The sequence below is a fragment of the Roseateles sp. genome, assembly GCF_965262435.1.
Lineage (GTDB): Bacteria > Pseudomonadota > Gammaproteobacteria > Burkholderiales > Burkholderiaceae_C > Paucibacter_A.
Window position 1 is genome coordinate 1,163,228 of sequence record NZ_OZ253537.1, and the last position, 22,942, is coordinate 1,186,169.

A 22,942-nucleotide genomic window follows, 5' to 3' on the forward strand; every position below is an offset into this window, starting at 1 on the left:
GCGGGCTCGTTCAAGGCTTGGCGCGACGACGGCGCTGCAATGCGCCCAGCCCCAGCAGGCCCAGCGCCATCAGCGCCCAGCTGCCCGGCTCGGGCACGGCTGTTGTCACCCGCAGCGTCAGGCCGTTGGCGTTGTATTCGGTCGCGAAGCCGTAGCCGCCGGCATGCGTCAGGTCCAGGCTGGCGAACTGGCTGTTGTTCAGGCGCTGGTTCCAGGTCATCACGGTGAAGCTGTCACCCACATTGAAATGGGCGCCGTCCAGCAGGTTCACGGCCAGTGTGCCGGTCAGCGAGGCTGCGCCGCTGATGGTCAGCACATCAAAACCACCGGCCGCGGTGCTGCCCAAGTCGACCAGAAAGATGCCGCTGGTTTCTTGCGTCAGGCCGCCCACAAGGCTTAGCGTGCCCGCGTCATTCAGGCCACCCGCGGCCAAGGTGCCGGTGTTCTTCAGGCTGAAAAAGGAGCCGACCGTGCGCACCGTGCCGTCGCCGGCCAGGGTGCCGGCGTTGGCGAAGTCCACGACGGCGCTGGCAACTTCCGCGCCGGCCGCCACGTTCAGCTGGCCTTGGTTGTTGAAGGTCTGGCTGATGCGCAGCGTGCCGGCGTTGACCTTGATGTCGCCGGTGTTGTTCAACACCAGGCCGTTGCCGATGTCGGTGATGAAGGCCGAGGTCTTGGTGAAGCTGCCGACGTTGTCGAAGCGGCTGAGCGCACCGCCGGCGAAGTTGCCCAAGCTGACGTTGCCGTTCGCCGCCTCGACCCAGCTGCCGAGGTTGAGCAGGCGCGCGCCGCCGCCGGTGTTGAGGCTGCCGGTGCCGGTCTGCGTGGTGATGCCGGCCAATTCCAGCGTGTGGCCGCCGGTCAGGCCGCGGCCGTTGCTGCCCGACAGCGTGGCGGCGCCTTCCATCCGCGTGCTGCCACTGCCGGTCAGGGTGGCGGTGAGCCAGTCGGTGTTGCCGCTCAGCACGAGTCGGCCGGTGTTGTGGACCGTGCTGCTGTTGAGCGTCGTCAGGCCACCTTGGACGGTGGCGCTGTCCGTCACCAGCGCCGTGGCACCGCTCAGGGCCAAGGTACCCGCGTTCTGAATCGTGCCCTTGAGTGCGACGCTGCCGCTGGCCAGGTCGAGCATGGCGCCACTGGCGATCTGGATTTGCCCGGCCGTGAGGCTGGCGTCGCCGCTGATGCGCAAGGTGCCGGCCTTGATGTTGATCGCGCCGGTGTTGTTCAGCACCAGGCCGTTGCCGATGTTGGTGACGAAGGCCGAGGTCTTGGTGAAGGTGCCGACGTTGTCGAAGCTGCCGGCCGCGCCGCCGTTGAAGTTGCCGATACTCACATTGCCCGGGGCCTCGTCCAACCAGGTGCCCAGATTGCGCACTCGCGCGCCTTGGCCAATGCTGAAGCCGCCCGTGCCGATCTGCCGGGTGGTACCCGTCAGTTCCACGGTTTGCCCACCGAGCACGCCGCGGCTGCGGTCGCCGATCAGCATGACAGTGCCGTCCATGCGGGTGCTGCCGCTGCCGCGCAAGGTCGACTCATGCCAGTCGACGCTGCCGGCGATGCGCAAGGCGCTGTCGTTGTTGACGGTGCTTTTCACTCGCGTGAGGCCGCTGCCCTGCACGAGCAGGTCGCCGGCGATGGCGAGCACGCCGCCGTCCAGGCTCAGCGTGCCTTCGTTCAGCACGCTGCCGCCCAAGGTGGCGTCATTGCTCACCAGGCTGAGCTCGGCGCCGGCTGCGATATTGAGCGCGCCGGTGCTGCTGACACGGCTGCTGCTCAGGCGCAGGTAGCCGGCGTCAACATTGATGCTGCCGGTGCTTTCGAAGATGAGCGAAGTGCCCTCGCCGATCAGGGTGCGCGTGTTGGACGCTTTGGTGAAGCTGCCCTGGTTAAGGAATCGGCCCGTGCCGCCGTTGAAGTTGCCCAGGGTGACGTTGCTCGTCGCCTGGTCCACCCAGCTGCCGAGGTTGACCACGGTGCCGCCGTCACCCACCGACATGCCGCGCCGGCCGGTGAAGGTGGTGCTGCCGGCCAGCTCCAGCGTGTGGTTGTTGAGCAGGGCCGGCGAGGAGTCAAAGTCGCTGCCCGCGATGGCGAGGCTGCCTTCCATACGGGTGACGCCGCCGCTGCCACGCAAGGTGGTGCTGACCCAGCTGCTGTCGCCGCTGGCCACCAAGCGGCCTTGGTTGCTCAGTTCGCCCTGCAGCAGCGCCAGGCCGCCAACGCGGCCGCTGCTGCTGCCGCTCAGGATCAGGTGGCCGCCGCCGTCCAGGCGCAGCGTGCCGGTGCCGGTGACATCGCCCACGGCCTGGGTCGTGCGGATGCGCGTGTCGGCGCCGCCCAGCAGCACCGCGTCACCGGCCTGCGGCAGACCGTCGCCGCCGTCGTTCCAGTTGTTGACGACATCCCAGAAGCCGCCCGCAGCGGCGCCGGTCCAGATGAAGGGCAGGCCCGTCACCGTCACGCTCAAGCCCGTGGCGCCATAGTCGGTGGTGAAGCGGTAGCCTGAAAGCTGCGAGAAGTCCAGGTTGGCGAACTCGCTGCCGGCGCTGCGCTGGCCCCAGCTCACGACGGTGAAGCTGCTGCCCCGCGCGAGGCGCTGGCCGCTGAGCACGGAGAAATTCAGCGTGCCGCCTAAGTTCGCATTGCCACTGACCGCCAGCAGGTCGGCGCCGGTGCGGCCCAGCTCGACCTGCAAGCTGCCGCTGGTGGTCAGATTGCCCAGGACTTGCAGCTGGCCAACTTGGCCGATACCACCGGGGGCCAGGGTGCCGGTGTTGCTGAGGCGGTCGGCCGCGCGCACCGTGCCAGCGCCGGCCAGGGTGCCGGCGTTGGTGAAGGCGGTGCTGCTGCCGTGCAGCTCCGCGCCCGCAGCGATCGTCAACAGGCCTTGGTTGTTGAAGCCCGAAAACACTTGCAGCTTGCCGGCCTGCACGTCCACTGTGCCGATGTTCTTGAACGCGGTGCCAAAGCTGCCGATGGCCGTGGTGAAAGCGCTGGTCTTGCTGAAGCGCCCGGTGTTCTCGAAGCTGGCAGCGCCGCCGCCACCGAGGCTGGTGTTGCCCGTCGCCTGCTCCAGCCAGACGCCCTCGTTGACAAGGCGCCCGCCGGAAGTGTTGATGTTGCCGGTGCCGGTTTGGGTGGTGGTGCCGGCCAGCACCAGGGTGCCGCTGGTGATCGTGTTGCTGGACGCACCAACCAGGCTCAGGGGCCCTTGCAGCCTTGTGCTGCCTGTGCCGCTGAACACGCTGCCGCCCCAGGTGGTCGGCCCGGTGACGACGAGGCTGCCGCTGTTGTTGAGACTGCCGCCGCCGACGAAATCGAAGCGTTCGAACTGGCTGCTGCCGCCCAGATTCAGCGTGCCACCGCTGATGACCGTGCTGCCCCCCAACACCAGACCATCGGCCGCGTTGACGATGCCGTTGCTGACTCGCACGGTGCCGGCATTGCTGACCGCCTTGCCCAGCGTCATCGTGCCGCCACCGAACTGCAGCGTACTGCCAGCGGCCACCTTGAACTGGCCGGGGCTGTTGCCGCCGCCCACCAGGGCCAGCGTGCCGGCATCGACCTTGACCGTGCCGGTGTTGTTGAAGGCCAGCCCGGAGCTGCCGATGGTGGTGGTGAAGGCGCTGGTTTTGCTGAAGCTGCCGGGGTTGTCGAAGTGGGTGGCCCCAGCCCCGCCCATGCTCAGCGCGCCATTCGCCTGCTCAATCCAGCTGCCTTCATTGATGATGCGAGCCCCGGCGCCGTTGGTGTTGATGCCCCCGGTGCCGGTTTGGCTGGTGGTGCCGGCCAGCACCAGGGTGCCGGCGGAGACTGTGATACGGGAGCTTTCCAGGCTCAGCGGGCCTTCCAGTCGGGTGTTGCCACTGCCAGTGAGCGTGCTGCCGCCCCAGATCGTGGGGCCGCTCACCACCAGCGTGCCATTGTTGTTGAGCGTGCCGCCGGCGAAGTTGAAGCTGTCGAACTGGCTGCTGCCGCTCAGATTGAGCTGGCCGCCGCTGATGACGGTGCTGCCGCCCAGCGCCAGGCCGTCCTGCGCGTTGACGATGCCGCCACGGACCTGGAAGGTGCCGGCGTTGTTCACAGCGCGGTTCAGGTTGTAAGTGGCGCTGCCGGCGAAGTCCAGCGTGGCGCCGCTGGCGATGTCAATCTGCCCGGTGCTGGCGCCGCCGCCGACCAGGCTCAAGGTGCCGGCATCGACGTTGACGCTACCGCTGTTGTTGAAGGTCAGGCCAAAGCTGCCGATGGTCGTGGTGGTGGTGGTGGTCTTGGTGAAGCTGCCCTGGTTGTCAAAGACGCTGGCGCCGCCGTTGCCGCTCCAACTGGTGTTGCCGCTGGCGGCCTCCACCCATGATCCTTGGTTGACGATGCGCCCACCGGAGCCAAGGGACAGGCCAGTGATGGTGTTCCCCTGCACGGTGGTAGTGCCCGCCAGTTCGAGGGTGTGTCCGCTGCCCAGGAGCGACCGGTTGCCCGAAATGTTGAGCGCGCCTTCATAGCGCGTGGTGCCGGCACCGCTGAGGATGGCGCCGCTCAGGGTGCTGCCCCCAACGACGACCACGCGACCGGCGTTGTTCAAGCTGCCGCTCAGGTTCAAGCCGCCCAGGCTGGCGCTGTCGCTCAGATCGAGGGTGCCGCCTGAGTTGATGGTCAGCAGACCCGTGCCCGTGACCGTGGCGGCCTGCATGGGCAGGACGGAGCGGATCACGGTGTTGGCGCTGCCCAGCAGTACCGTGTCGCCTGCCTGGGGCCGGCCATCGCTGCCGTCGTTCCAGTTGTTGACGACATCCCAGAAGCCGCCGCTGGCCGCGCCGGTCCAGTTGAAGGGCACGGCCGTGACGGTCACGTCCAGGCCGTTGGTGCCGTAGGCCGTGGCGAAGCGGTAGCCCGAGGCCTGAGAGAAATCCAGGCTGGTGAACTCGTTGCCGGCGCTGCGCTGGCCCCAGCTCACGACGGTGAAGCTGCTGCCCCGCTGCAAGCGCTGGCCGCTGAGCACGGAGAAACTCAGTGTGCCGCCTAGGTCCGCATTGCCACTGACCACCAGCAGGTCGGCGCCGGTGCGGCCCAGGTCAACCTGCAAGCCGCCACTGGTGACCAAGTTGCCCAGCAGCTGCAGCTGGCCGATTTGGCCCACCCCACCCGGCGCCAGGATGCCGGTGTTGCTGAGGGAGTCCAGTGCGCGCACCGTGCCTGAGCCAGCCAGGGTGCCGGCGTTGGCGAAGCTGGCGTGGGCACCGTCCAGTTCCGCGCCGCTGGCGATGTTGATCAGGCCCTGGTTGTTGAAGCTGCTCAGCAGCCGCAGCGTGCCGGCATTGACATTGACGGTGCCGGTGTTGTTGAACACCAGCCCACTACCACCCACTGCGGTGACAAAGACCGAGTCCTTGTTGAAAACGCCTTCGTTGGAAAACCGGCCGCCTCCGTCGACCGCGCTGTCGCCGGTGCCTTGTTCCGACCAAGTTCCCAGGTTCTGAATGTGACCCATGGTCGACAAACGTCCCGTGTTGGTCTGCCGGACGATGCCCTCTGTGACCAAGCGATGGACCGGGCTGATTGATTTTTGACCGCCGCCCGAAATCAGCAACTCGCCAGTTGAGCGGGTGGTGCCGAGGCCGCTCAAGGAGCCGCCGCTCCAGTCCAAGCGGCCGCTCACAAGGAGAGAATTCGCTTGGATGCTGCTGGAGCCACTCAAGCTCAAATCGACGAAGCTACTGATCGCATCCAGGCTCAGGATGCCCGAGTTCACGGAGGTGCGGCCGGCCAACTGCAGCCCTCGCGCAGCGCGGACATTGCCGTCTATCGCCACGGTACCGGCGTTGGTGACGGTCGCGCCCAAGGTGTAGGTGTTGAGGTTGCCAAAGGCCAAGGTGGCGCCTTCGGCCACATGGAAGCTGCCGGTGCTGCTGTTACCGCCCCCGAGGATGCGCAGCGTGCCGACATTGACATTGACCGTGCCGCTGTTGTTGAACAACACGCCGGACTGGAATGTGGTGACAGCAGCCGTTTCCTTGGTGAAGCTTCCTAGGTTGTCAAAGTTGCCGAGGCCCAGATGGGCGTTCAGGTTCCTGAACGAGGTGTTGTCGCTCGCTTGATCAAGCCAAGCGCCCTCGTTGACCAGGCGTGCATTTTCGATCCCGAGCGCATTCTGGGATGAGAAGCCGAGCGTTTGCGCGCTGGTGCTGCCTTTCAACACCAGGGTGTGGCCACCCGTGAGCAAGAGCCCGTTGGCCAGGTTCAAGCTTGCCGTTCTCTCAACACGGGTCGTGCCTGGGCCTAGAAGGCTTCCATCGCGCCATGTCAGCGCACCTGAAATCGCGGTGGTGGCGCTGTTGCGGAAGCTCCCCCCCTCCAGCGTCAAGCCGCCCAGCGAACTGTTGCCCGAGAGGGTCAAACCGTTGTTGCCGGAAGTACTGTTGATGAGCAGCGTTCCCGTGCCAGTCGCACTGGCGGCCACGCTGGTGGTAATAGAGAAGAAGTCGCCGACTTGGGTGTCAAAAGTGCCCAGTTGCACATCGTCCAGCGCTGTAGGCAGGGTTTGGTTCTGCCAGTTGCTCGATGTGTGCCAGCTCCCTCCGTTGGGGCCGATCCAAGTGACGGTGGCCGTGTGAGCGTGGCCGACGTACAGCAAGGGCAGCAAGGCAAGGGCGATTTGGGTCAGCCCGGGTTTCGCAGCCTTCGCGCTCTGGGCTTGCCTTGCTGGGGTCGTGGCAGCGGCTTGCCTCCGTCTTGAGAGATCTCCAATGAGGACGCAAGGTCGAGAATGACTGACTCCGCCTACCTTCAAGTTAGGGGGGCGAGGGCCCCAAGCCTCGTGCTGCCCTCCAGCACAATCGCTCGGCGCGCCGCCCTGGGCGTGCGTGTGGCTTTGAAACTCTGGCTGAGACGGCTGGCTGCGCATCGGGGCTCCCTGATGTGATGTCAATTTGGCGCCATGGTCGGCGGCCACACCCGATAAGTCCTGATGGAACTCTTGCGCTTCTCTCAAGGTTTTATTTTTCAATGAAATCAATGGTTTACGGGAACTTCTCATGAGCGGGGCCGAGTCTTTAACGCCGGGCGCAGAGGTCGATTCCTTGGCTGCGCGGACCCTGCAGATCGGCGAATGGCAGGCCGATCCGGTCTTGGACGAGCTGCGCCGGGGCGAGCAGGTGCTCAAGCTGGAGCCACGCAAGATGCGCTTGCTGATGGCGCTGGCGCGCCGGCCGCAGCAGCTGGTGACCCTGGATCAACTGCTCGACGAGGTCTGGGGTGACTTGGTAGTAACCCCTGGTTCGGTGTACCAGTCGATCTCGCAGCTGCGCAGCGTGCTCGGCGATGAGGCGAGCCAGCCGCGCTATATCGTGACCGTGCCGCGCAAGGGTTATCGCCTGGTGGCCGCGGTCAGCGAAGTGGTGGCCGTTGCCACTCCTGCCCCGGCTGCGGGGGCGACATCAGCGCCCTTGCAGCCTGAGCCTGAACCAAAGCGACGCGCGACCGATCAAGCTGTGGCGCCGCTGGTGCTGCCCGCCCCTCCCACCCTTCCTGCCTCCCCCGCACCATCCTTGCCATCCGTCCCGAGCCGGCGTCTTCTGCTCGGCGGCTCGGCCGCTGCGGCGGCCTTGCTCGGCGCAGGCGGATGGTGGGCTTGGCAGCGTGCTGCGCGCATGCCGGCCGGTGACATCACCCTGGCCGTCCTTCCTTTTGATGACGCCTCGCCCAAGGACCTGGAGCAGCCCCTGGCCGACGGCCTGGCCGAAAGCGTGATCGGCGCACTGTCTCGCCATCAGCAGATCCGGGTGACGGCGCGCTCCACGTCCTTCCAGTTCCGCAGCGCCCAGGCTCTGGCGCCGCAGGCCAAGCAACTGGCCGTGACCCATGTGCTCTGGGGTGAGCTGCGGCGCTGGCAGCAGGGCCTGCAGCTCAAGCTCAGCCTGCACCGGGCGGCTGACAGCGAGCTGCTTTGGCACCATGTGTTGGAATCCCAGGCCGCCGCCGTGGGCAGTCTGGCCTTCAGCGCCGCCAATGCCGCCTTGCAGGCCCTGGGCGTAGCTCCGCTGCCGGTCAGTGCGGCACCCATGCCACTGGCCGATGCTTATGAGCTGTATCTGCTGGGTTTGCACCACCAGCGCAGCGCGCAGATCGAGGGCGTCTTGAAGGCCCGCGCCTATTTCCAGCGTGCCATCGACGCTGACCCCGGCTTCGCCTTGGCCTATGTGGGCCAGGCTGCCACTTGGATCGCCGAGTTCCATTACGGTAGCGGCCTGGGTTTTCGCACCATGGATGCGCGCGCCCAGCCTCTGATCGACCGCGCCTTGCAGCTGGACCCCGAGCAAGCTCTGGCCCTGGGCTTGCAAGGTCATCTCAAGGCCAATCTGAGCCAACACGAGGAAGCTCGGCGCTGGTTGAGTCAGGCCCTGGAAAAGGCACCGAGTGACGCCAGTCTGCTGAACTGGTCAGGCAGCAATGAGAGTGACGACGGCTGGCCGGCCCGCGCCCAGCCCTTTTTCAGCAAGGCCGCGCAGCTGAGCCCTTTGGCGGTGCAGATTCAGCATCGTGCCGGCCTGGCTGCCATCCATGCCGGGCAGTATGAGGCTGCGGAGCAGACCTATCAGCGGGCCATCGCCATGGCGCCACAGCATGCCAACGGGCACTGGGGCTTGGGCATTCTCGGTTTCGCGCGTGGCCGACTCGCCGATGCGGTGCTCGGCTATCGCAAGGCTTTGCTGCTGGATGCCAAGCGTGAGCCGCTCTGGCAGCAGTTGGCCTGGTTGTATCTGGACCTCGGCCTGGAGGATGACGCACACAAGGCCTTCGCCCAATCCCAAGCCTTGAGCGCCACGCCGGCCTCAGCGCGCGTGGCCGCCGCTTATCGGTTTGTGCAGGCTGGTGACCGCGCGGCGCTGGAGCAAGCGCTGCGGCTCACGAGCGCAGAAGCGGCCAGCGAGCGCGATGCTGTCATCGATGCCGCCCTGTTGCGCCTGCTGCTGGGTCAGAAAGACCTGGCCCTGAAGGCACTGGAGTCTGTCATCGGTCTGGTGCAAGCCGACCCCGTGCCGCTCTACAACAACTGGTTGAGCTTCCAGGGTCAGCACATCCTGCTCGATGTGGCCACCATCTACAGCGCCGCGGGCCAAGGCGAAAAGGCCGAGCCGTTCCTTGCGCAGGCTGCCGCCTACATCGATCGTTATGTCAAGCAAGGCAACGTCTGGCATGCCGCCGGCTACCACCGCGCCCGCATCGCTGCCCTGCGCGGCCAGCCTGATGCGGCGCTTGCTGCCCTGGAAGACGCGGTGCGCCTGGGCTGGCGGCGGGGCTGGTGGTTGGCGCAGGACCCGGCGCTGCACAGCCTGCGCGACCTGCCCCGGTTCAAGGCGGTGCTGGCCCGTATCGAGGACTCGAATCGCCTGCAGCGGCAAAGGCTGCTGGCCTGAGCAGGGGCATGCAGATGCCTCCCATTCTTCCCTCCGACTACGACGCCGCTCGCTCCCTCTAGTCGGCCTATGCCTCAGCTTCGCGGACGGGGTATGGATTGGGCCCGGTTCAGCAGGCCATGGGTGGTCGTCCGGAGATGACCTGGGTCTTGCGCGCCGGCCGCGAGGGCGTCGCGGGCTTTTACGAATAGATCGGCCTCAGCCGCTACGAGGGGGCCATGGAGCGGCCGGGGCGGCGCGCCTGATCCAGGGCTGAGCGCCGGCCGGCCTCGTGTGTTGCGCGCGCCGCTCACGTTCCACTCAGCGATGCTGCTGACGGATGCGCAAGCCCACCAGGCACAGGCCGAGGGCGAGCATCAGATAGGTCTCGGGTTCCGGCACGGCTGCTGCCACATTGACCACGCCGGCATAGGAGCCGCCGGCCGTGCCCGTCACTTGCCCGCGCACTTCGAGCGTGTAGCTACCGGCCGCCAGCGTGTTGAGGTTGATCATATTGAAGGCCCCGGTACCGACAGCCACCGTGCTGCCGGGGTTGTTCTGGGCGGAGCTCCAGACTTGCAGCATCGTGCCGCCACCGCTCGCCACGGGCGTGCCGGGCGCGACCGGCGTACCGCTGTAGAGGCGCGCCTGCAGACCCTGGATGGCGAAGAAGTTGCCGAGGTCGAGCGAGGCGGTGAAGCTGCTGTAGCTGGCCTCTGGAACCGAAAAGAGATAGCGGTCGTAGAAGGTGGCGGCCTGGGCGAAGGAATTGCCGCCAGCGGATGACACGATGCCGGCGTCAACGGTGAAGCTGTTGCCATAACTCAGAGATGCGGTGGACAAGCTGCCAAGGTTGACCTGCTTGCTGGCGACTGCTTGGGCCTGGGCGGCCGCGACGGCGCTGCTCAGGCAGAGTAGGGCCACAGTGGCGCGGGTGAGTTGAAACTTCATGAGGACTCCTGATTCGGAAGTGGACGGGCGGGTCGGTGCGCCTTCAGCGCGCTTGGAAGTCCACTATCGCGAGCCCTCATGAAAACCAAAGCATCCGCTCAGGCGAGTTTGCTGAATCAATCAGACCATCGTTTGTGAAACCAATGGACCCAGCTGATCTGTTCGGACTGTGCGTGCGGGGCCGCCGTGGGGCAGCGCCTTCTGAGCCCGACTGCCGCACCGCAAGACCCCGCGGCCCCAACGGCTATACCGCTGGGTCCCCGCCTTCCTGCGCGTCCAGCCAGGCCTGCATTTCGGCAGGCAGCTCGTCCCGCTCTTCATCCAAGGGCCAGGGCGCGCCAGCCCTCAGGAGCCGCTGCAGCGAGCCGAGGTAATCGCCCTCAAGCTGGGGCAGATGCGCTGCGGCATGGAGCAGGCTGCCCATCACATCGCCGCCATAGCCATTGCGCTCTTGCCAGTGGGCGCCATGGTCCAAGAGCAGCTGCACCAGGGCCGCGTCGCCGTTGAAGGCGGCCTGGTTCAGGGCGCTGGCGTCCCAGTCGCCGGGCGCTGCGACCGGCCAGCCCAGCGACAGCATCAGCGCCACAGAATCCCGAGCGCGGCGCTGCGCTTGGTCGGGCAGCAGGCGCAGCTCTTGCGCTCTCAAGCTTTGCAGCAGCTCGGGCTGTTCAGCCAGCAAGGCAGTCGCTGTGCGCGCATCGGCGGACGCGCAGGCGGCGAGGAAGCGCTCGCGTGACGTGGGCAGTTCCGGCTGCGCGCCCTGCGCCGTCAGCAGCGCGAGAGCCTCGGTCTCGCCCAGCAGGGCCGCCAGCGTGGCGGGCGTGCGGCCCTCGGCATCGCGGGCCGCGAGATCGGCTCCCTGGGCTGTCAGGAGGCGCAGGCATTCCAGCGAGCGACCTCGGCGCAAAGCATGGTGCAAGGCAGCGCCTCCCTGCGGCCCCGCTTCGTTGACGTCAGCGCCCAGGCTCAGCGCTACGGCCAGGCCGCTCGGGTCTTCGAAGTCCAGCAGGCGCAGCAAGGCGTTGGTGCCCTGCCAACGTGCGCCGTGGGCGAAGAGCTGGCGGATCTGCACGGCCGTACGGCCGCGGTCGGGGTCCTCGCAGGCGTGGTACAGCGACTCGCCATCGTTGGGCTCCGCCCCCGCGGCCAGCAGGGCGGCCGCCAGCGCGGGGCTGCGTGCCCGGCTGATGGCGCCGTAGAGCAGGGGCAGGCGAACCGGCGTCGGCTCTGCAGCTCCGGCTTCCAGGTCCGGCATGTGCATGGCGCTCAAGGCGCCGCTGGGGCAGCGGGCGAGCAAGGCCTGCGCACAGCGCAGCAGGCCTGTGGCCCAAGGTTCTCCGAGACGATGCAAGCTGGAGAAGCACACATACGCCAAGGCCGGCGCGTCGAAGGGTGGCAGGAGCTCCATCGCATCGGGCAGGGCGGCGACGGCGTCCAGATCGCCTTGAACCAGGGCCAGGGCGGTTCGCAACTCTGTGGGGTATGGGCCGTGCAAGCGCGGCATCAGTGCCAGGGCGCGCTCCGCTTGTGGGCTGTCCCAGCCGCGGCCCAGGGCCAGCGTCAGGATGCGCGTGACCAGCGCTGCCTGGTCGAGCTGGCGGGCCTCCTGTTGCGCCAGGACGGCGCGGTGCAAGGCGGGCCAGCTGCTGAAGCCGAGCTCGCGCGCAATCACCAACTGCGCCAAGCTGAGGCTGGGCGGCGCGGCTGTTGCGTCACGCCGGTAGGGCGCGGCGCGCGCCAGGCTTTCGGCCTCGCCGGCCTGCCAGGCCCGCAGCAGTTCGCGCGCGCGGCGCTTCAGCTGCTGCAGATCGGCGGATTCGGGAAGAAGAACGGGCTGTTGTTCAGCCCCGTTGTGACGGGTCTTCAAGGGACACCTCCATGCGAATGAGTGCCCGAGATCCGCGTGTTCAGGCCGCACAAAGGCTGAGGATGGCTGGCAGAGGCGTGGACGCGGCCCGTGCTTCAGCACGCGCGTCCTGTCGGGTGGGCTCAGCCCTGCCTGCGGATCCAGCAGCGCCCCGGCAGGCGCTGTCGGGCCGACTATGCCATAACGTCACGGCCGTATGGCGCTTAGTCCAGCTTTTGTTCCTTGGCCGCCTCCATCGCCGCCTTCCACACCCGTGCCGGCACGAAGGTGCGCAGCTGTTCCATGGCGCGGGCGATCAGCTCGGCGTGCAACTCATGGCCCAAGTCGGGCAGCACATCGGCGGTGACATCGGCGCCCAGCTGCACCAGGCGGCGCGCGGCCGTGACCTGGTCCTGGTAGGGCAGCACGGGGTCGCGTTGGCCGTGCAGGATGTGCAGGCTGACCTGGTCTGGTGCGTGGGCCGGCGGGCTGGCGTAGGCACCCGAGAAGGCCAGCACGCGGCCGGCCAGCTGTGGCTCGGCCTGCACCGCTTCCAAGGCCATCACCGCGCCTTGTGAAAAGCCGGCCAGGGCCACGCGTTCCCAGGCCATGTCGAACTGCTCAGCCCAGGCGCGCACGGTGGCGACGAAGCCGGGCAGGGCGGCGGCCACACGCTCGGGGTGATCGTCATCGCTGGCGCCTTGCAGCGAGTACCACTGCTGGCCTGGACCAGATTCAGCGCTGCCGGGGATCTGGTCGAAAGCCTCGGGGCCGTTGATCGACACCACGGCCGCCTGCGGATACTGAGCGCGCAGGGCCTGCGCCAGCGGCCGCATCTGCGCGGCGTCGGCGCCGGCACCGTGCAGCAGCAGAAATAGCAGCTCGGGCAGGCCTTTGTCGGGCAGCAGGGCGAGGGCTTGGGAGCGTTGGGGGGTAATCATGGCGTGGATTGTCCCCGCCCTTGCCTTGCAGCGGAACTCAGGAACGCGTCTGGTCGTTGTCCTTGTGGCCGATCAGGCGGACCAGGGTGGCGCGCAGCTTGGGCGCGTCGATGGGCTTGGTCAGGAATTCGTTCATGCCGGCCGCCAGGGCCTCGTCGCGCTCGGAGACGAGGGCGGCGGCGGTCAGGGCGACGATGGGCAGCTCTTCGGCATCGAAGCGCTGGCGCACCTGGCGGGTGGCCTCGTGGCCGCTCATCACCGGCATCTGCACATCCATCAGCACCGCATCGAACGGCCGGCCCATGCTGGCGGCGGCAAAGATGGCTTCGACCGCCTGGCTGCCGTCGTTGGCCTGCGAGACCTCCAGCCCCCATTGCTGCAGCTGGGCCACGGCAATCATCATGTTCACCGGGTGGTCTTCCACCATCAGCACGCGCAGGCCTTGCAGGTCCTGGTTGTCGCGCGCTTCGCGTGGCTGGCTGCTGATGGGCGTGGCCGCGGCGGGCAGAGGCAGCTCGGCCCAGAAGGTCGAGCCCTGGCCCGGTGCGCTCAGCACACCGACTTCGCCGCCCATCAGGGTGGCCAGCTCGCGGCAGATCGACAGGCCCAGGCCGGTGCCACCGTAGCGGCGGGTGGTCGATTCGTCGGCTTGCGTGAAGGCCTCGAACAGGCGCTCATGCAGCTCGGGCGCAATGCCGGGGCCGGTGTCGCTGACCTCGATGCGCACGCGCTCGCCGGCCAGCGCCATCACGCGCACGGCCACCGAGCCGGACTCGGTGAACTTCAGCGCATTGCTGAGGTAATTGCTGAGGATCTGGCGGATGCGCACCTGGTCGCCGACCACCCAGGCCGGAATCTCGGGCGCCACGTCGATCTTGAAGGCCAGGCCATGGGCATGGGCCAGGGTCAGGTAGGCCATGCGCATGGTGGCCAGCATGTCGCGCAGGGCGAAGGGTGCGGCCTCCAGGGTCAGGCGGCCGGCCTCGATCTTGGACAGGTCGAGGATGTCGGAGATCAGGCCCGACAGGCTCTCGGCGCTGTCCAGCATCTGGTCCAGGTACTGGCGCCGGGTGGCCTCGGGCAGGTCGGGCTGCTGCAGCATGCGGGCCAGGCCCAGCAGGCCGTTCAGCGGCGTGCGAATCTCGTGGCTGGTGTTGGCCAGGAAGGCGCTCTTGGCCCGGTTGGCGGCCTGTGCTTCGTCCTTGGCCTGGGCCAGGGCGGCTTCGACGCGGCGGCGCTCGGTCACGTCCTCCATGATCCAGATGGTGCCGCCGCGGCTCGGGTGGTTCAGGTCCACGGCGCGCGCCAGCAGGCGGCAGAGGAAGGTCGTGCCGTCGCGCCGGCGCATGGGCCGCTCGGTCTCGACCTGCTCGCCCAGGGCCAGGCGCGGGCCCAGTTCGCGGCCGATGGCGGCGTAGTCCTCGGCATTGGGCCAGACCACGCTGCCGTGCTGGCCGACCAGGCCGCCCGGGGGCCAGCCGAACATGGTCTCGACCAGGCGGTTGGCTTGCACGAAATGCTGCTCGCGCGTCAGGGTGATGCCGATCGAGGCGTTCTCCAGGATGGCCTGGTGCACCAGGCGCGTGCGCTCGGTCTCGGTCACATCGCGGGCGTTGATGACCAGGTACTGCTGGCCATCGAGCGCAAACGGCGCCGCCGACATCAGCATGGAAATGGCCTCGCCGTTCTTGCAGACAAAGGTCACCGGCAGTTCGGACACCCGGCCCTGCGTGCGGATCAGGTCCAGCATGTGCTCGCGTTCGGCGCGGTTCTTCCAGATGCCCAGCTCGTCGGAGCTGCGCCCCAGCACCTCTTCGCTGCTGTAGCCGCTGAGTCGCTCGAAGGTCTTGTTGACCATGGCGTAGCGGCCGGAAGCGATCTCGGTCAGGGTGATGACATCGGGGCTGGTGGCCACCAGATGCGAGAGCAAGCCCTCGCTGCGGCGCAGGGCGTCCTGGGCACGCGACTGCTCGGTCTGGTCGATGAAGAAAGACAGGGTGGCTGGGCCGCTGGCGGCGTCCACACGAACGCTGGTGGCCTGCACCAGGCGGTGGCGCCGCGACAGAGTGCGCAAGCGGAACTCGGCCATGGGCAGCATGCCGCCGACCGCCATGGCCTCGATCTTGGCGGCGCGCTGGCGGGCGCGCTCGTCGTCGCCGGGCTCGTAGTGGGAGAACAGATCCTGGCCGATCATGCTCGAGCGCTGGGTGTAGCCGAACATGGCCATGGCGGCCGGGTTGGCATCCAGCACCCGGCCCCAGCGGTGCAGCACCAGGGGGCTGGGCGAGCGGCGGAACAGCTCGCGGTAGCGGGTTTCGGTGGCGTGGATGGCCTGTTCGGCCTGGACCTCGCTGGTGACGTCTCGGCCCACACCCCAGTAACCGCGGAAATTGCCGGCGGTGTCGAAACGCGGCTCGCCGCTGATGGAGACATAGCGCACGCTGCCGTCCAGGGCACGGCGGCGCGCCACCATGCCGTTGAAGGGGCGGTGCGATTCGAGGTCGGCGCGGTGTGCGTCCATGTCCTCGTCGTTCAGTCCGATCTGGTCCACCTCCCAGGGCGTCTTGCCCAGGCGGGCCTGCAGGTCCAGGCCCGAGCTGCCGGCCTTGTCCTCGGCCAGATGGGTGAAGCGGTAGTCGCGGTTCATCTCCCAGTACCAGTCGGCCGCCATGCTCAGCAGGCCGCGGAAGCGGGCGCTGCGGTCGCTGGCGGCCTTGGTCGAGCGCTTGACCATGCGATCGGTGGCCACGCCGACCAGCAGGCCGGTGAACAGCAGCAGGGTGTGGGTGGCGAGGCGCGTGCCCAGGGGCTGTAGGGCCGTGACGCTGGTCGCCCAGCCCTGATATTCAGCCCAGCCCAGGCCCAGGATGGCGGCCAGGCCCATGCCGGTCAGGGCCATGCCAATGCGCAGGCCCAGCATACCGGTCGCGAACGCGGCGATCAGCCCGCCCACCGCCATGGCGAGCGAATACAGGCCTACCCCACGCGAGACCGCGATCAAGGTGGCGACGCCGATCACCAGGGCCAGCAAGATGGCCACCACGGCCCCGCCATGCTGACGCGGTAGCTTCCACAGGCTCAGCAAGCTCAGGCCGCCCAGCAAGGCGCAGGCGGCCGGTGGCAGAAAGCCTCCGAAGGCTTCATTGCCGGGGCGGCTCAGCAGCAGCACCAGGGCGGCACACAGCATGAGCACGCCGCTGGTCATCAGGAACAGGCGCACGGCATGCCAGCGCACCTTGCGCTCTATGGCGGCCTGTTGCTCGGCCGGGCTCAGGTCCTGGCCGACCAGGCTGCTCAAATCATCGAGGGAATCGGTACCGCTGCTGCTCACATCTGCGCCCTGGCTTGGCGGCACTGCCGCTCACGCCGGGGCCTGCCCCCGACGAACAACGCAGTCTCCCCGACTCCGGGGCGCCTGAACATCGGGACTGCACGGGTAAAACCGCGCTATTTCGCCGCCGGTGCATGGCCGGGCGCAAAGTGTGCAGGAAGTGGCAGCCCTGCCGCCGAGGCTCAGCGGCGGGCGGCGTTCAGGGTTTCGCGTGTCGCAACAGCGACGCGGCGGGCCGCGGCGGCAAAGTCTTCACCGGCGCTGGCATAAAGCACCGCGCGCGAGCTGCTGACGATGATGGGGCCGCCCTGGCCCTCGCGGCCACCGACGCCGGCGCGCCAGCCGGCCTTGACCGTGGCCTCGGCGTCGCCGCCCTGGGCGCCCACGCCCGGTATCAAGAGAGGCAGGGTCGGCGCCAGCTCGCGCACGCGGGCGATCTCGGCCGGGTAGGTGGCGCCCACCACCAGGCCCAGCTGGCCGTTCTGGTTCCAGTCGGTCTGAGCCAAACGGGCCAGATGCTCGTACAGGCGCGGCTGGCCGGCCACATCGGCCAGGCGCTGGTTCTGCCAATCGCTGCCGCCGGGGTTCGACGTGCGGCAGAGCAGGATGGCGCCCTTGTCCGGGTAGCGCAGATAGGGCTCAATCGAGTCGAAGCCCATGAAGGGCGAGAGCGTGACAGCATCGGCCTGGTAGCGCTCGAAGGCCTCGCGGGCATACTGCTCGGCGGTCGAGCCGATGTCACCGCGCTTGGCGTCGAGGATGACGGGCACGCCCGGCGCCACGCGCTTGATGTGGGCCATCAGCTGCTCCAGCTGGTCCTCGGCGCGGTGGGCGGCGAAGTAGGCGATCTGCGGCTTGAAGGCGATCACCAGGTCCTTGGTCGCGTCGACGATGGCCGAGCAGAAGTCATAGATGCGCGAGGCATCGCCTTTCCAGGCGCCCGGGAACTTGTTCGGTTCCGGGTCCAGGCCCACACACAGCAGCGAGTCGTTCAGGGTTTGTGCGGCGTGCAGTTGCTGGATGAAGTTCATGGGGGCTATGACCTTGAGGTGGTGGCGGGGCTGGGTGGCATATTGTCCAATTTTTCAATCCGGGAGCGCCATCATGCAGGTGTTGAAGACCGAGAGACTGAGCTTGCGCTGGTTCGAGCCCGCCGATGCGCCCTATGTGCTGGAGCAGATCAACGAGGCCGGCTGGAAGCGCAATATCAGCGATCCCGGCGTCAGCGACATGGCCGCCGCCCATGACTGGATGGCGGCCAAGCTCTACAACTGGTACTGGCCGCAGGGCCTGGGTCTCTGGGCCATGGAGCGGCTCAGTGACGGCGTGGTGGTGGGCATGTGCGGCCTCTTGCAGCGCGATCACCTGCAGGCGCCCGACATCGGCTATGCCCTGCTGCCGCGCTATGAGGGCGCCGGCTATGCGCGCGAGGCGGCCCGCGCTTGCCGTGCTTATGCCCATGAGGTGCTGGGCGAGCCCCTGCTGTTCGGCACCACGGCCACTTTCAATGAAGATTCGGGCGCGGTACTGAAGGACATCGGCATGCACCTGCTGTCCACCGGCCCCCTGGGCGAGAACCCCGAGCCCAGCCATCTCTACGGTGCGGGCGAGGCCGGGCGGCTCAGCGATGAGGGCCAGGTGCGGGACCTGCTGGCGCGCTTCTTTGCCGTCTTCGACAACCGCGTCGGCCGCCTGGCGCCGCTGGCGGCTCTGCCTTTCTTTCTGCTGCCCGAGGCCGTGCTCAGCCGCGCCAATGCGCCCGGCGAGCCGGCCGGCGTGGAGCGCATGAGCGTGCGCGACTTCATTGAGCCGCGCGCCCTGCTGCTCGCCCAGGGCGGCCGTCTGCAGGAGTTTTCCGAATGGGTGACCGAGCAGCAGGTGCAGATCAGCGGCCGGGTCGCCCAGGTCTGGTTGCGCTACCGCAAGAGCGGCATCCTCGACGGCGCACCTTTCGAGGGTGCGGGCGAAAAGACCGTGCAACTGGTCAAGCCGGGCCGGCGCTGGAAGATCGCCGCCATGGCCTGGCAAGACACCCACTGAGTGACGCTCAGTCCGGCATGCCGCTGGCTACACTGCGGGCTGTCAAGACATGACCCCCTGAACTATGGCCTCCTCCATCCTGCTCGTGGAAGACGACGAACGCCTGGCCGAACTGGTGGCCGAGGCACTGCGCAAGGCCGGCTACGAGGTCAGCCTGGCCGCCACCGGCCCCGAGGGCGAGCGCCTGATGCGCGAACAGCCCTTCGACGTGGTGCTGCTGGACGGCCACCTGCCCGGCAAGGACGGCTTCGATGTGCTGCGCGATGTGCGGCCGGTGTTCTCGGGCCGCATCGTTATGTTGACTGCGCGCGATGACGACATCGACCAGGTCCTGGGCCTGGAGGGCGGCGCGGATGACTACATCACCAAGCCAGTGGCGCCGCGCGTGCTGCTGGCCCGCCTCAAGGCCTTGCTGCGCCGAGAAGTGGCCGTGGCCGGCGAGGCGGTCGAAGATGCCGACCTGCGCTTCGGCGAGTTGCTGATCCGCCCCGCGGCGCGCGATGTGCTGCGCGGCGGCGAGCGGGTCGAGCTGACCACGGCCGAGTACGAGCTGCTGCTCTTTCTGGCCGAGCGGGCCGGCCAGGTGGTCAGCCGCGACGACATCATGCAAGGCCTGCGCGGCCTGGAGTTCGACGGCCTGGACCGCGCCATCGACGCCCGCGTCTCGCGCCTGCGCAAGAAGATCGGCGACGACGCCCAGGCCGCCGAGCGCATCAAGACCGTGCGCGGCCAGGGCTATCTGTTCGCGCGTGATTGAGTGACCCAGCGGCAGACCCTGCGCGCTGACCCGCCATGCCCGCCTTGAACATCCGTTCCCCCATGACCCGGGTCGCCCTGGGCCTCGGTGTGTCGGTGCTGGCCCTGGTGCTGCTGGTCCAAGGCCTGCTGCTCTTGGCCGTGGACGGCGTGACCGACGACTATGTGCGCCGCTTCATGCGCGGCACGGTGGACATGCTGCAGCACGAGCTGGCGCCGCTGGCGCCCGAGCAGCGCGCCCGCCGGGTGCAGGTGCTGGACCAGTTGTTTGCCTATCCGGTCACCCTGGTGCCCGCGGCCGGGCTGCGGCCCGAAGATCTGGTGACTTTGAGCCGTGGCGAGCTGGTGGTGCAAGGCTTCAACCGGCGCATCTATGCCTCCCTGCCCGGGCTGAACGAAGCCGGGGGTCAGGTCTTGCTGCTCGGGCCGCTGAATGCCGACGGCCACCCGGCCGGTCATCTGCAAGTGCCGCGCGAGCTCTGGCTGCAGCTGGCGGCTTCGCTGCTGCTGGGTCTGGCGGTGTTTGGGCTGGCGGCCTGGCTGTTGCGCCCGGTTTGGCGCGATATGCGTGCCCTGCAGCAGGCGGCCGAGGGCATGACGGCCGGCCGCTTTGACATCACCATTCGCGAGCCCGAGAGCCGCTTGTTTGCCCCCTTGGCCGCCGGCGCCCGCGCCACGCTGGAGCGACTGGCCATGGCACTGGCCACCCAGCGCGAACTGACCGGCGCGGTCTCGCATGAGTTGCGCACGCCGTTGGCACGGCTGCGGTTTGCCATTGACGCGCTGGTGGACGAGGACGATGCCGGCCGCCGCGAGCTGGCGGTGCAGGCCTGCGAGCGTGACATCGACGAGCTCGACGCCTTGATCGACGCCAGCCTGATGCTGGCCCGCCTGGACATGGGGGCGCTCGAAGTGGCCTGCGCGCCCGGCGACCTGGGCCGCCTGCTGGCGCAGGAGGCGGCCAGCCTGGCTCCCCTCTTGGACGGCAAGCAGCTCAGCACCGACATCCGTCTCGGGCCGCGGCCCTTGCGCTTCGATGCCCGCCTGCTGCCCTATGCCTTGCGCAATGGCCTGCGCAATGCGGCCCGCCATGCGCGCGAGCAGATTCGTCTGTCGGCCTGGTTGGACGAAAGCGGCCAGATCTGCCTGGCCGTGGACGATGATGGTGAGGGCGTGCCCGAGGCCCAGCGCGAGGCTGTGTTCACGCCCTTCAAGCGCCTGGACGGTCCCAAGGAGCGCGGCAGCCGTGGTTTTGGCCTCGGTCTGGCGATCGTGCGCCGCGTCGCCGAAGCCCATGGTGGCCAGGCCTTGATGCAGAAAGCGCCCCAACTGGCCGGTGCTCGCCTGCTGATGCGCTGGCCTGACAGAGAATAGCGCCGGACCGTTTGCGCAAAGGCCCGAACGGTCGACCGAACCCAGCCCGGAATCCACACCTGACCCGACCATGATGTTGAGCCCCTACACCGACGTGCTGCAGGACGAAATGCTGCGCGAGATTGCCCGCCGCGGCGATGTGCGCGCGTTTCCGGCCCTGAGCACCTTGCTGCGCGAAGGCGACACCACCGACGCTTTCTACATCCTGCTCTCGGGGCGGGTGAAGGTGTTCGGCACCGACGCCAAGGGTCGAGAGGTGGTCTACAACACCCTGGGCCCGGGCGAGTATTTCGGCGAGCTGAGCCTGGACGGATCGCCCCGCTCGGCCTCGGTGCAGAGCCTGGAGCCGGTTCACTGCGTGCTGGTGCGGGGCGCCGAGATGCGTGCCTTCCTGGGCCAGCACCCCGATTTCGCCCTGCACCTGATTCGCCACCTGATCGGCCTGCTGCGTCGCGCGACCGACAGCGTCAAGAGCCTGGCCCTGGACGACGTCTACTCGCGCCTGGCCAAGTTGCTGCAGGAAATGGCCGAGCCCGATGCCAGCGGCCGCCTGGTCGTGCCGCACAAGCTCACCCAGCAAGACCTGGCCGAACGCGTCGGCGCTTCGCGCGAAATGATCAGCCGCATCCTGCAACAGCTGGTCAAGGGTGGCTATATTGAGCGCCAGGGCCGGCGCATGGTCTTGCTGAAGAAACTGCCGCCGGGTTGGTGATCTCCTGGCGCAGCCTCAAACGGGCTGGACGCTGTGGCTGATGTTCAGCTTCAACCATTGACCCGGTTGTTGCGGCAGTTGCACCTGGTATTCCTGACCTTGGTGCTCATAGCGCACTGTGTAGTCGCGCACCTGCTCGCGCTGCACGCTGAGCGGGCGGCAGACCTGCACCTGCTGCTGGCTGTAGCTGGGATAGCTCGCCGTCGAGCCTGAGGGTTCGGCCATGCTTTTGCCGATCAGGGCGCCGGTGGCGCTGCCGGCGGCGATGGCCACATGCTTGCCATTGCCCTTGCCGATCTGGCTGGCCAGCAGACCACCAGCCAGGGCGCCGAGCACCGCGCCGCCGGTGCCGCTCATGCCGGCCTGGCTGGCCACGGGCGGCTGCACCACCTGCTGGGTTTCATAGCTGCATTGCTGACGCGTCTCGGTGATGCGCTCCAGATTCGGGGTCGACGAGATCACCCGCACCAGGGTGCTGCTGTTTGCCTGAGGGCCCAGGGATTGGGCGCGCACCTCGGCCGGCAGGCCGGCGAACAGCACGGCGCTCAAGCCCAGTGCCAGGGTGCTGGCGGCGATGTTCTGGGCCGGGCTGCGTTCGGCGATGCTTTGCTCAGCCAGGGCCGACAGCTGCTGCAGCGGGCGTGCCTCGGGGCGGGCGCGGCGGCTGTTGAACTTGCGCTGGAAGGGGCTGAGGGTGGTGGCCAGGGCGTGCATGGTGAGGTCTCCGTTGAAGCTGTTGTGTCGATGAACAGCATTGTCAAAAACCTCGACCTGAAAGTCTGTAGCGCTTGCGTGCGCCGAGTTTGACCAACTGTGACAGCCTGCGCTTGCAGAGTGCGCAGGTCGCGTCGGGATCGCAAATCCGTGGGCTACCTTGGCCTTTCAAGTCGGCCCTTCTGTCTCGCGAAGCGGTACAGCGCAGAGCAAAGGTTCAAGAAAAGGGCCTGAGCGATACTCGCCACGTCAGAAAACAACCAGACTTTCAGGGAGCTTTGGGATGATCTTCCGAGTTTTCACCGCTGCCATGGCGTCGGTCGCGTTTTGCCTCGGCGCCAATGCCGTGCCGGTCAAGCTCGACTCGGGGCGCTGCCCGGTCAAGCCGCCACCTCAGCTCGATTACCGCAGTTTGCCTAACGGTGAGTTCTTGCTCACCGCGCGGTTTCTTTTGAAGGCCGACGGCAGCATCGAGCAGATCAAGGTGGAAGGAAAGGGCCCCGAGAGTTTCCGACGCGCCGTTGCCGCGGCCGTTTTGCGCTATGAATGCCTGCCCGCCGAGGCCGACCAGGAGATCGCATCCGAGTTTCGGATCAGCATTTCCTAGGCCTTGAACAAAGCTGTGGTGTGCTGCAGACCTTCGTGAGTGTTCAGCGTCAGCAAAAAATTCCGTAAAACCAGGCATGGGCCGCGTTTTCGCGACCGAACATCTTGTCTTTGAACCTGACCCTGACTGAGGGCAATGAGCCCGCACTTCGGCTGTATCGCTCGGTGGGCTTTGTCACCTGGGGCATTCAGGCGGAGGCGATTCGCACCGAAGCCGGCCTCAAGGGCAAGGTGCACATGTCATTGGTAATGCCCAGGCCTCGCGGCGCGGCTTGAGCTCGC

General features: G+C 67.6%; 14 protein-coding genes. 7 read left to right on the plus strand and 7 right to left on the minus strand.

From position 1 onward, the window contains the following. Positions 1-10: 10 nt before the first annotated feature. Entirely contained in the window at positions 11-6,637 is a 6,627-nt protein-coding gene (locus tag ACQY39_RS05100) for a PEP-CTERM sorting domain-containing protein (protein ID WP_428504011.1), read from the minus strand. A gap of 391 nt (positions 6,638-7,028) precedes the next feature. Between ACQY39_RS05100 and ACQY39_RS05105 the strand changes: the two genes are divergently transcribed. Further along, a complete protein-coding gene (locus tag ACQY39_RS05105; RefSeq protein WP_428504013.1) occupies positions 7,029-9,410 on the plus strand; it encodes a winged helix-turn-helix domain-containing protein in 2,382 nt (793 codons plus the stop codon). A gap of 300 nt (positions 9,411-9,710) precedes the next feature. Here ACQY39_RS05105 and ACQY39_RS05110 read toward each other — a convergent pair whose 3' ends face one another. The 5 genes from ACQY39_RS05110 to pyrF form a co-directional block, all read right to left on the minus strand. Then, positions 9,711-10,340, minus strand: a complete 630-nt coding sequence (locus ACQY39_RS05110; RefSeq protein ID WP_428504015.1) for an FxDxF family PEP-CTERM protein — start codon at positions 10,338-10,340, stop codon at positions 9,711-9,713. Positions 10,341-10,584: 244 nt separating this feature from the next. Then, positions 10,585-12,207 carry an ankyrin repeat domain-containing protein gene (locus ACQY39_RS05115; protein WP_428504017.1) on the minus strand — a complete coding sequence of 541 codons (1,623 nt, stop codon included), beginning with the start codon at positions 12,205-12,207 and terminating at the stop codon, positions 10,585-10,587. 203 nt (positions 12,208-12,410) lie between these two features. Then, positions 12,411-13,127 (minus strand): esterase, encoded by a 717-nt coding sequence (gene ypfH / locus ACQY39_RS05120; RefSeq protein WP_428504019.1) that lies wholly within the window; start codon positions 13,125-13,127, stop codon positions 12,411-12,413. Between the two features lie 37 nt (positions 13,128-13,164). Beyond that, the gene (locus ACQY39_RS05125; RefSeq protein ID WP_428504021.1) at positions 13,165-16,458 is read right to left on the minus strand and encodes a PAS domain S-box protein; all 3,294 of its coding nucleotides are present in this window, start codon (positions 16,456-16,458) and stop codon (positions 13,165-13,167) included. A 182-nt stretch (positions 16,459-16,640) separates the two neighbouring features. Then, positions 16,641-17,489, minus strand: coding sequence for an orotidine-5'-phosphate decarboxylase (pyrF, locus tag ACQY39_RS05130; RefSeq protein WP_428504023.1), 849 nt, complete (start codon positions 17,487-17,489; stop codon positions 16,641-16,643). Positions 17,490-17,562: 73 nt separating this feature from the next. Here pyrF and ACQY39_RS05135 point away from each other — a divergent pair, with 73 nt between their 5' ends. The 4 genes from ACQY39_RS05135 (at position 17,563) to ACQY39_RS05150 (ending at position 21,340) form a co-directional block, all read left to right on the plus strand. Continuing rightward, positions 17,563-18,498, plus strand: coding sequence for a GNAT family N-acetyltransferase (locus tag ACQY39_RS05135; RefSeq protein ID WP_428504025.1), 936 nt, complete (start codon positions 17,563-17,565; stop codon positions 18,496-18,498). Positions 18,499-18,562: 64 nt separating this feature from the next. Beyond that, positions 18,563-19,255, plus strand: a complete 693-nt coding sequence (locus ACQY39_RS05140; RefSeq protein ID WP_428504027.1) for a response regulator — start codon at positions 18,563-18,565, stop codon at positions 19,253-19,255. Between the two features lie 35 nt (positions 19,256-19,290). Next, a complete protein-coding gene (locus ACQY39_RS05145) occupies positions 19,291-20,628 on the plus strand; it encodes an ATP-binding protein (RefSeq protein WP_428504029.1) in 1,338 nt (445 codons plus the stop codon). Between the two features lie 70 nt (positions 20,629-20,698). Next, positions 20,699-21,340 carry a Crp/Fnr family transcriptional regulator gene (locus ACQY39_RS05150; protein ID WP_428504031.1) on the plus strand — a complete coding sequence of 214 codons (642 nt, stop codon included), beginning with the start codon at positions 20,699-20,701 and terminating at the stop codon, positions 21,338-21,340. A gap of 15 nt (positions 21,341-21,355) precedes the next feature. On the opposite strand, the gene ACQY39_RS05155 is transcribed toward ACQY39_RS05150, so the two are convergent. Further along, complete coding sequence (locus ACQY39_RS05155; RefSeq protein WP_428504033.1) at positions 21,356-22,054, minus strand: glycine zipper 2TM domain-containing protein; 699 nt, start codon at positions 22,052-22,054, stop codon at positions 21,356-21,358. 283 nt (positions 22,055-22,337) lie between these two features. Here ACQY39_RS05155 and ACQY39_RS05160 point away from each other — a divergent pair, with 283 nt between their 5' ends. Then, positions 22,338-22,661 (plus strand): hypothetical protein, encoded by a 324-nt coding sequence (locus ACQY39_RS05160; RefSeq protein ID WP_428504035.1) that lies wholly within the window; start codon positions 22,338-22,340, stop codon positions 22,659-22,661. 104 nt (positions 22,662-22,765) lie between these two features. Continuing rightward, entirely contained in the window at positions 22,766-22,936 is a 171-nt protein-coding gene (locus ACQY39_RS05165) for a hypothetical protein (protein ID WP_428504037.1), read from the plus strand. Positions 22,937-22,942 lie beyond the last annotated feature (6 nt).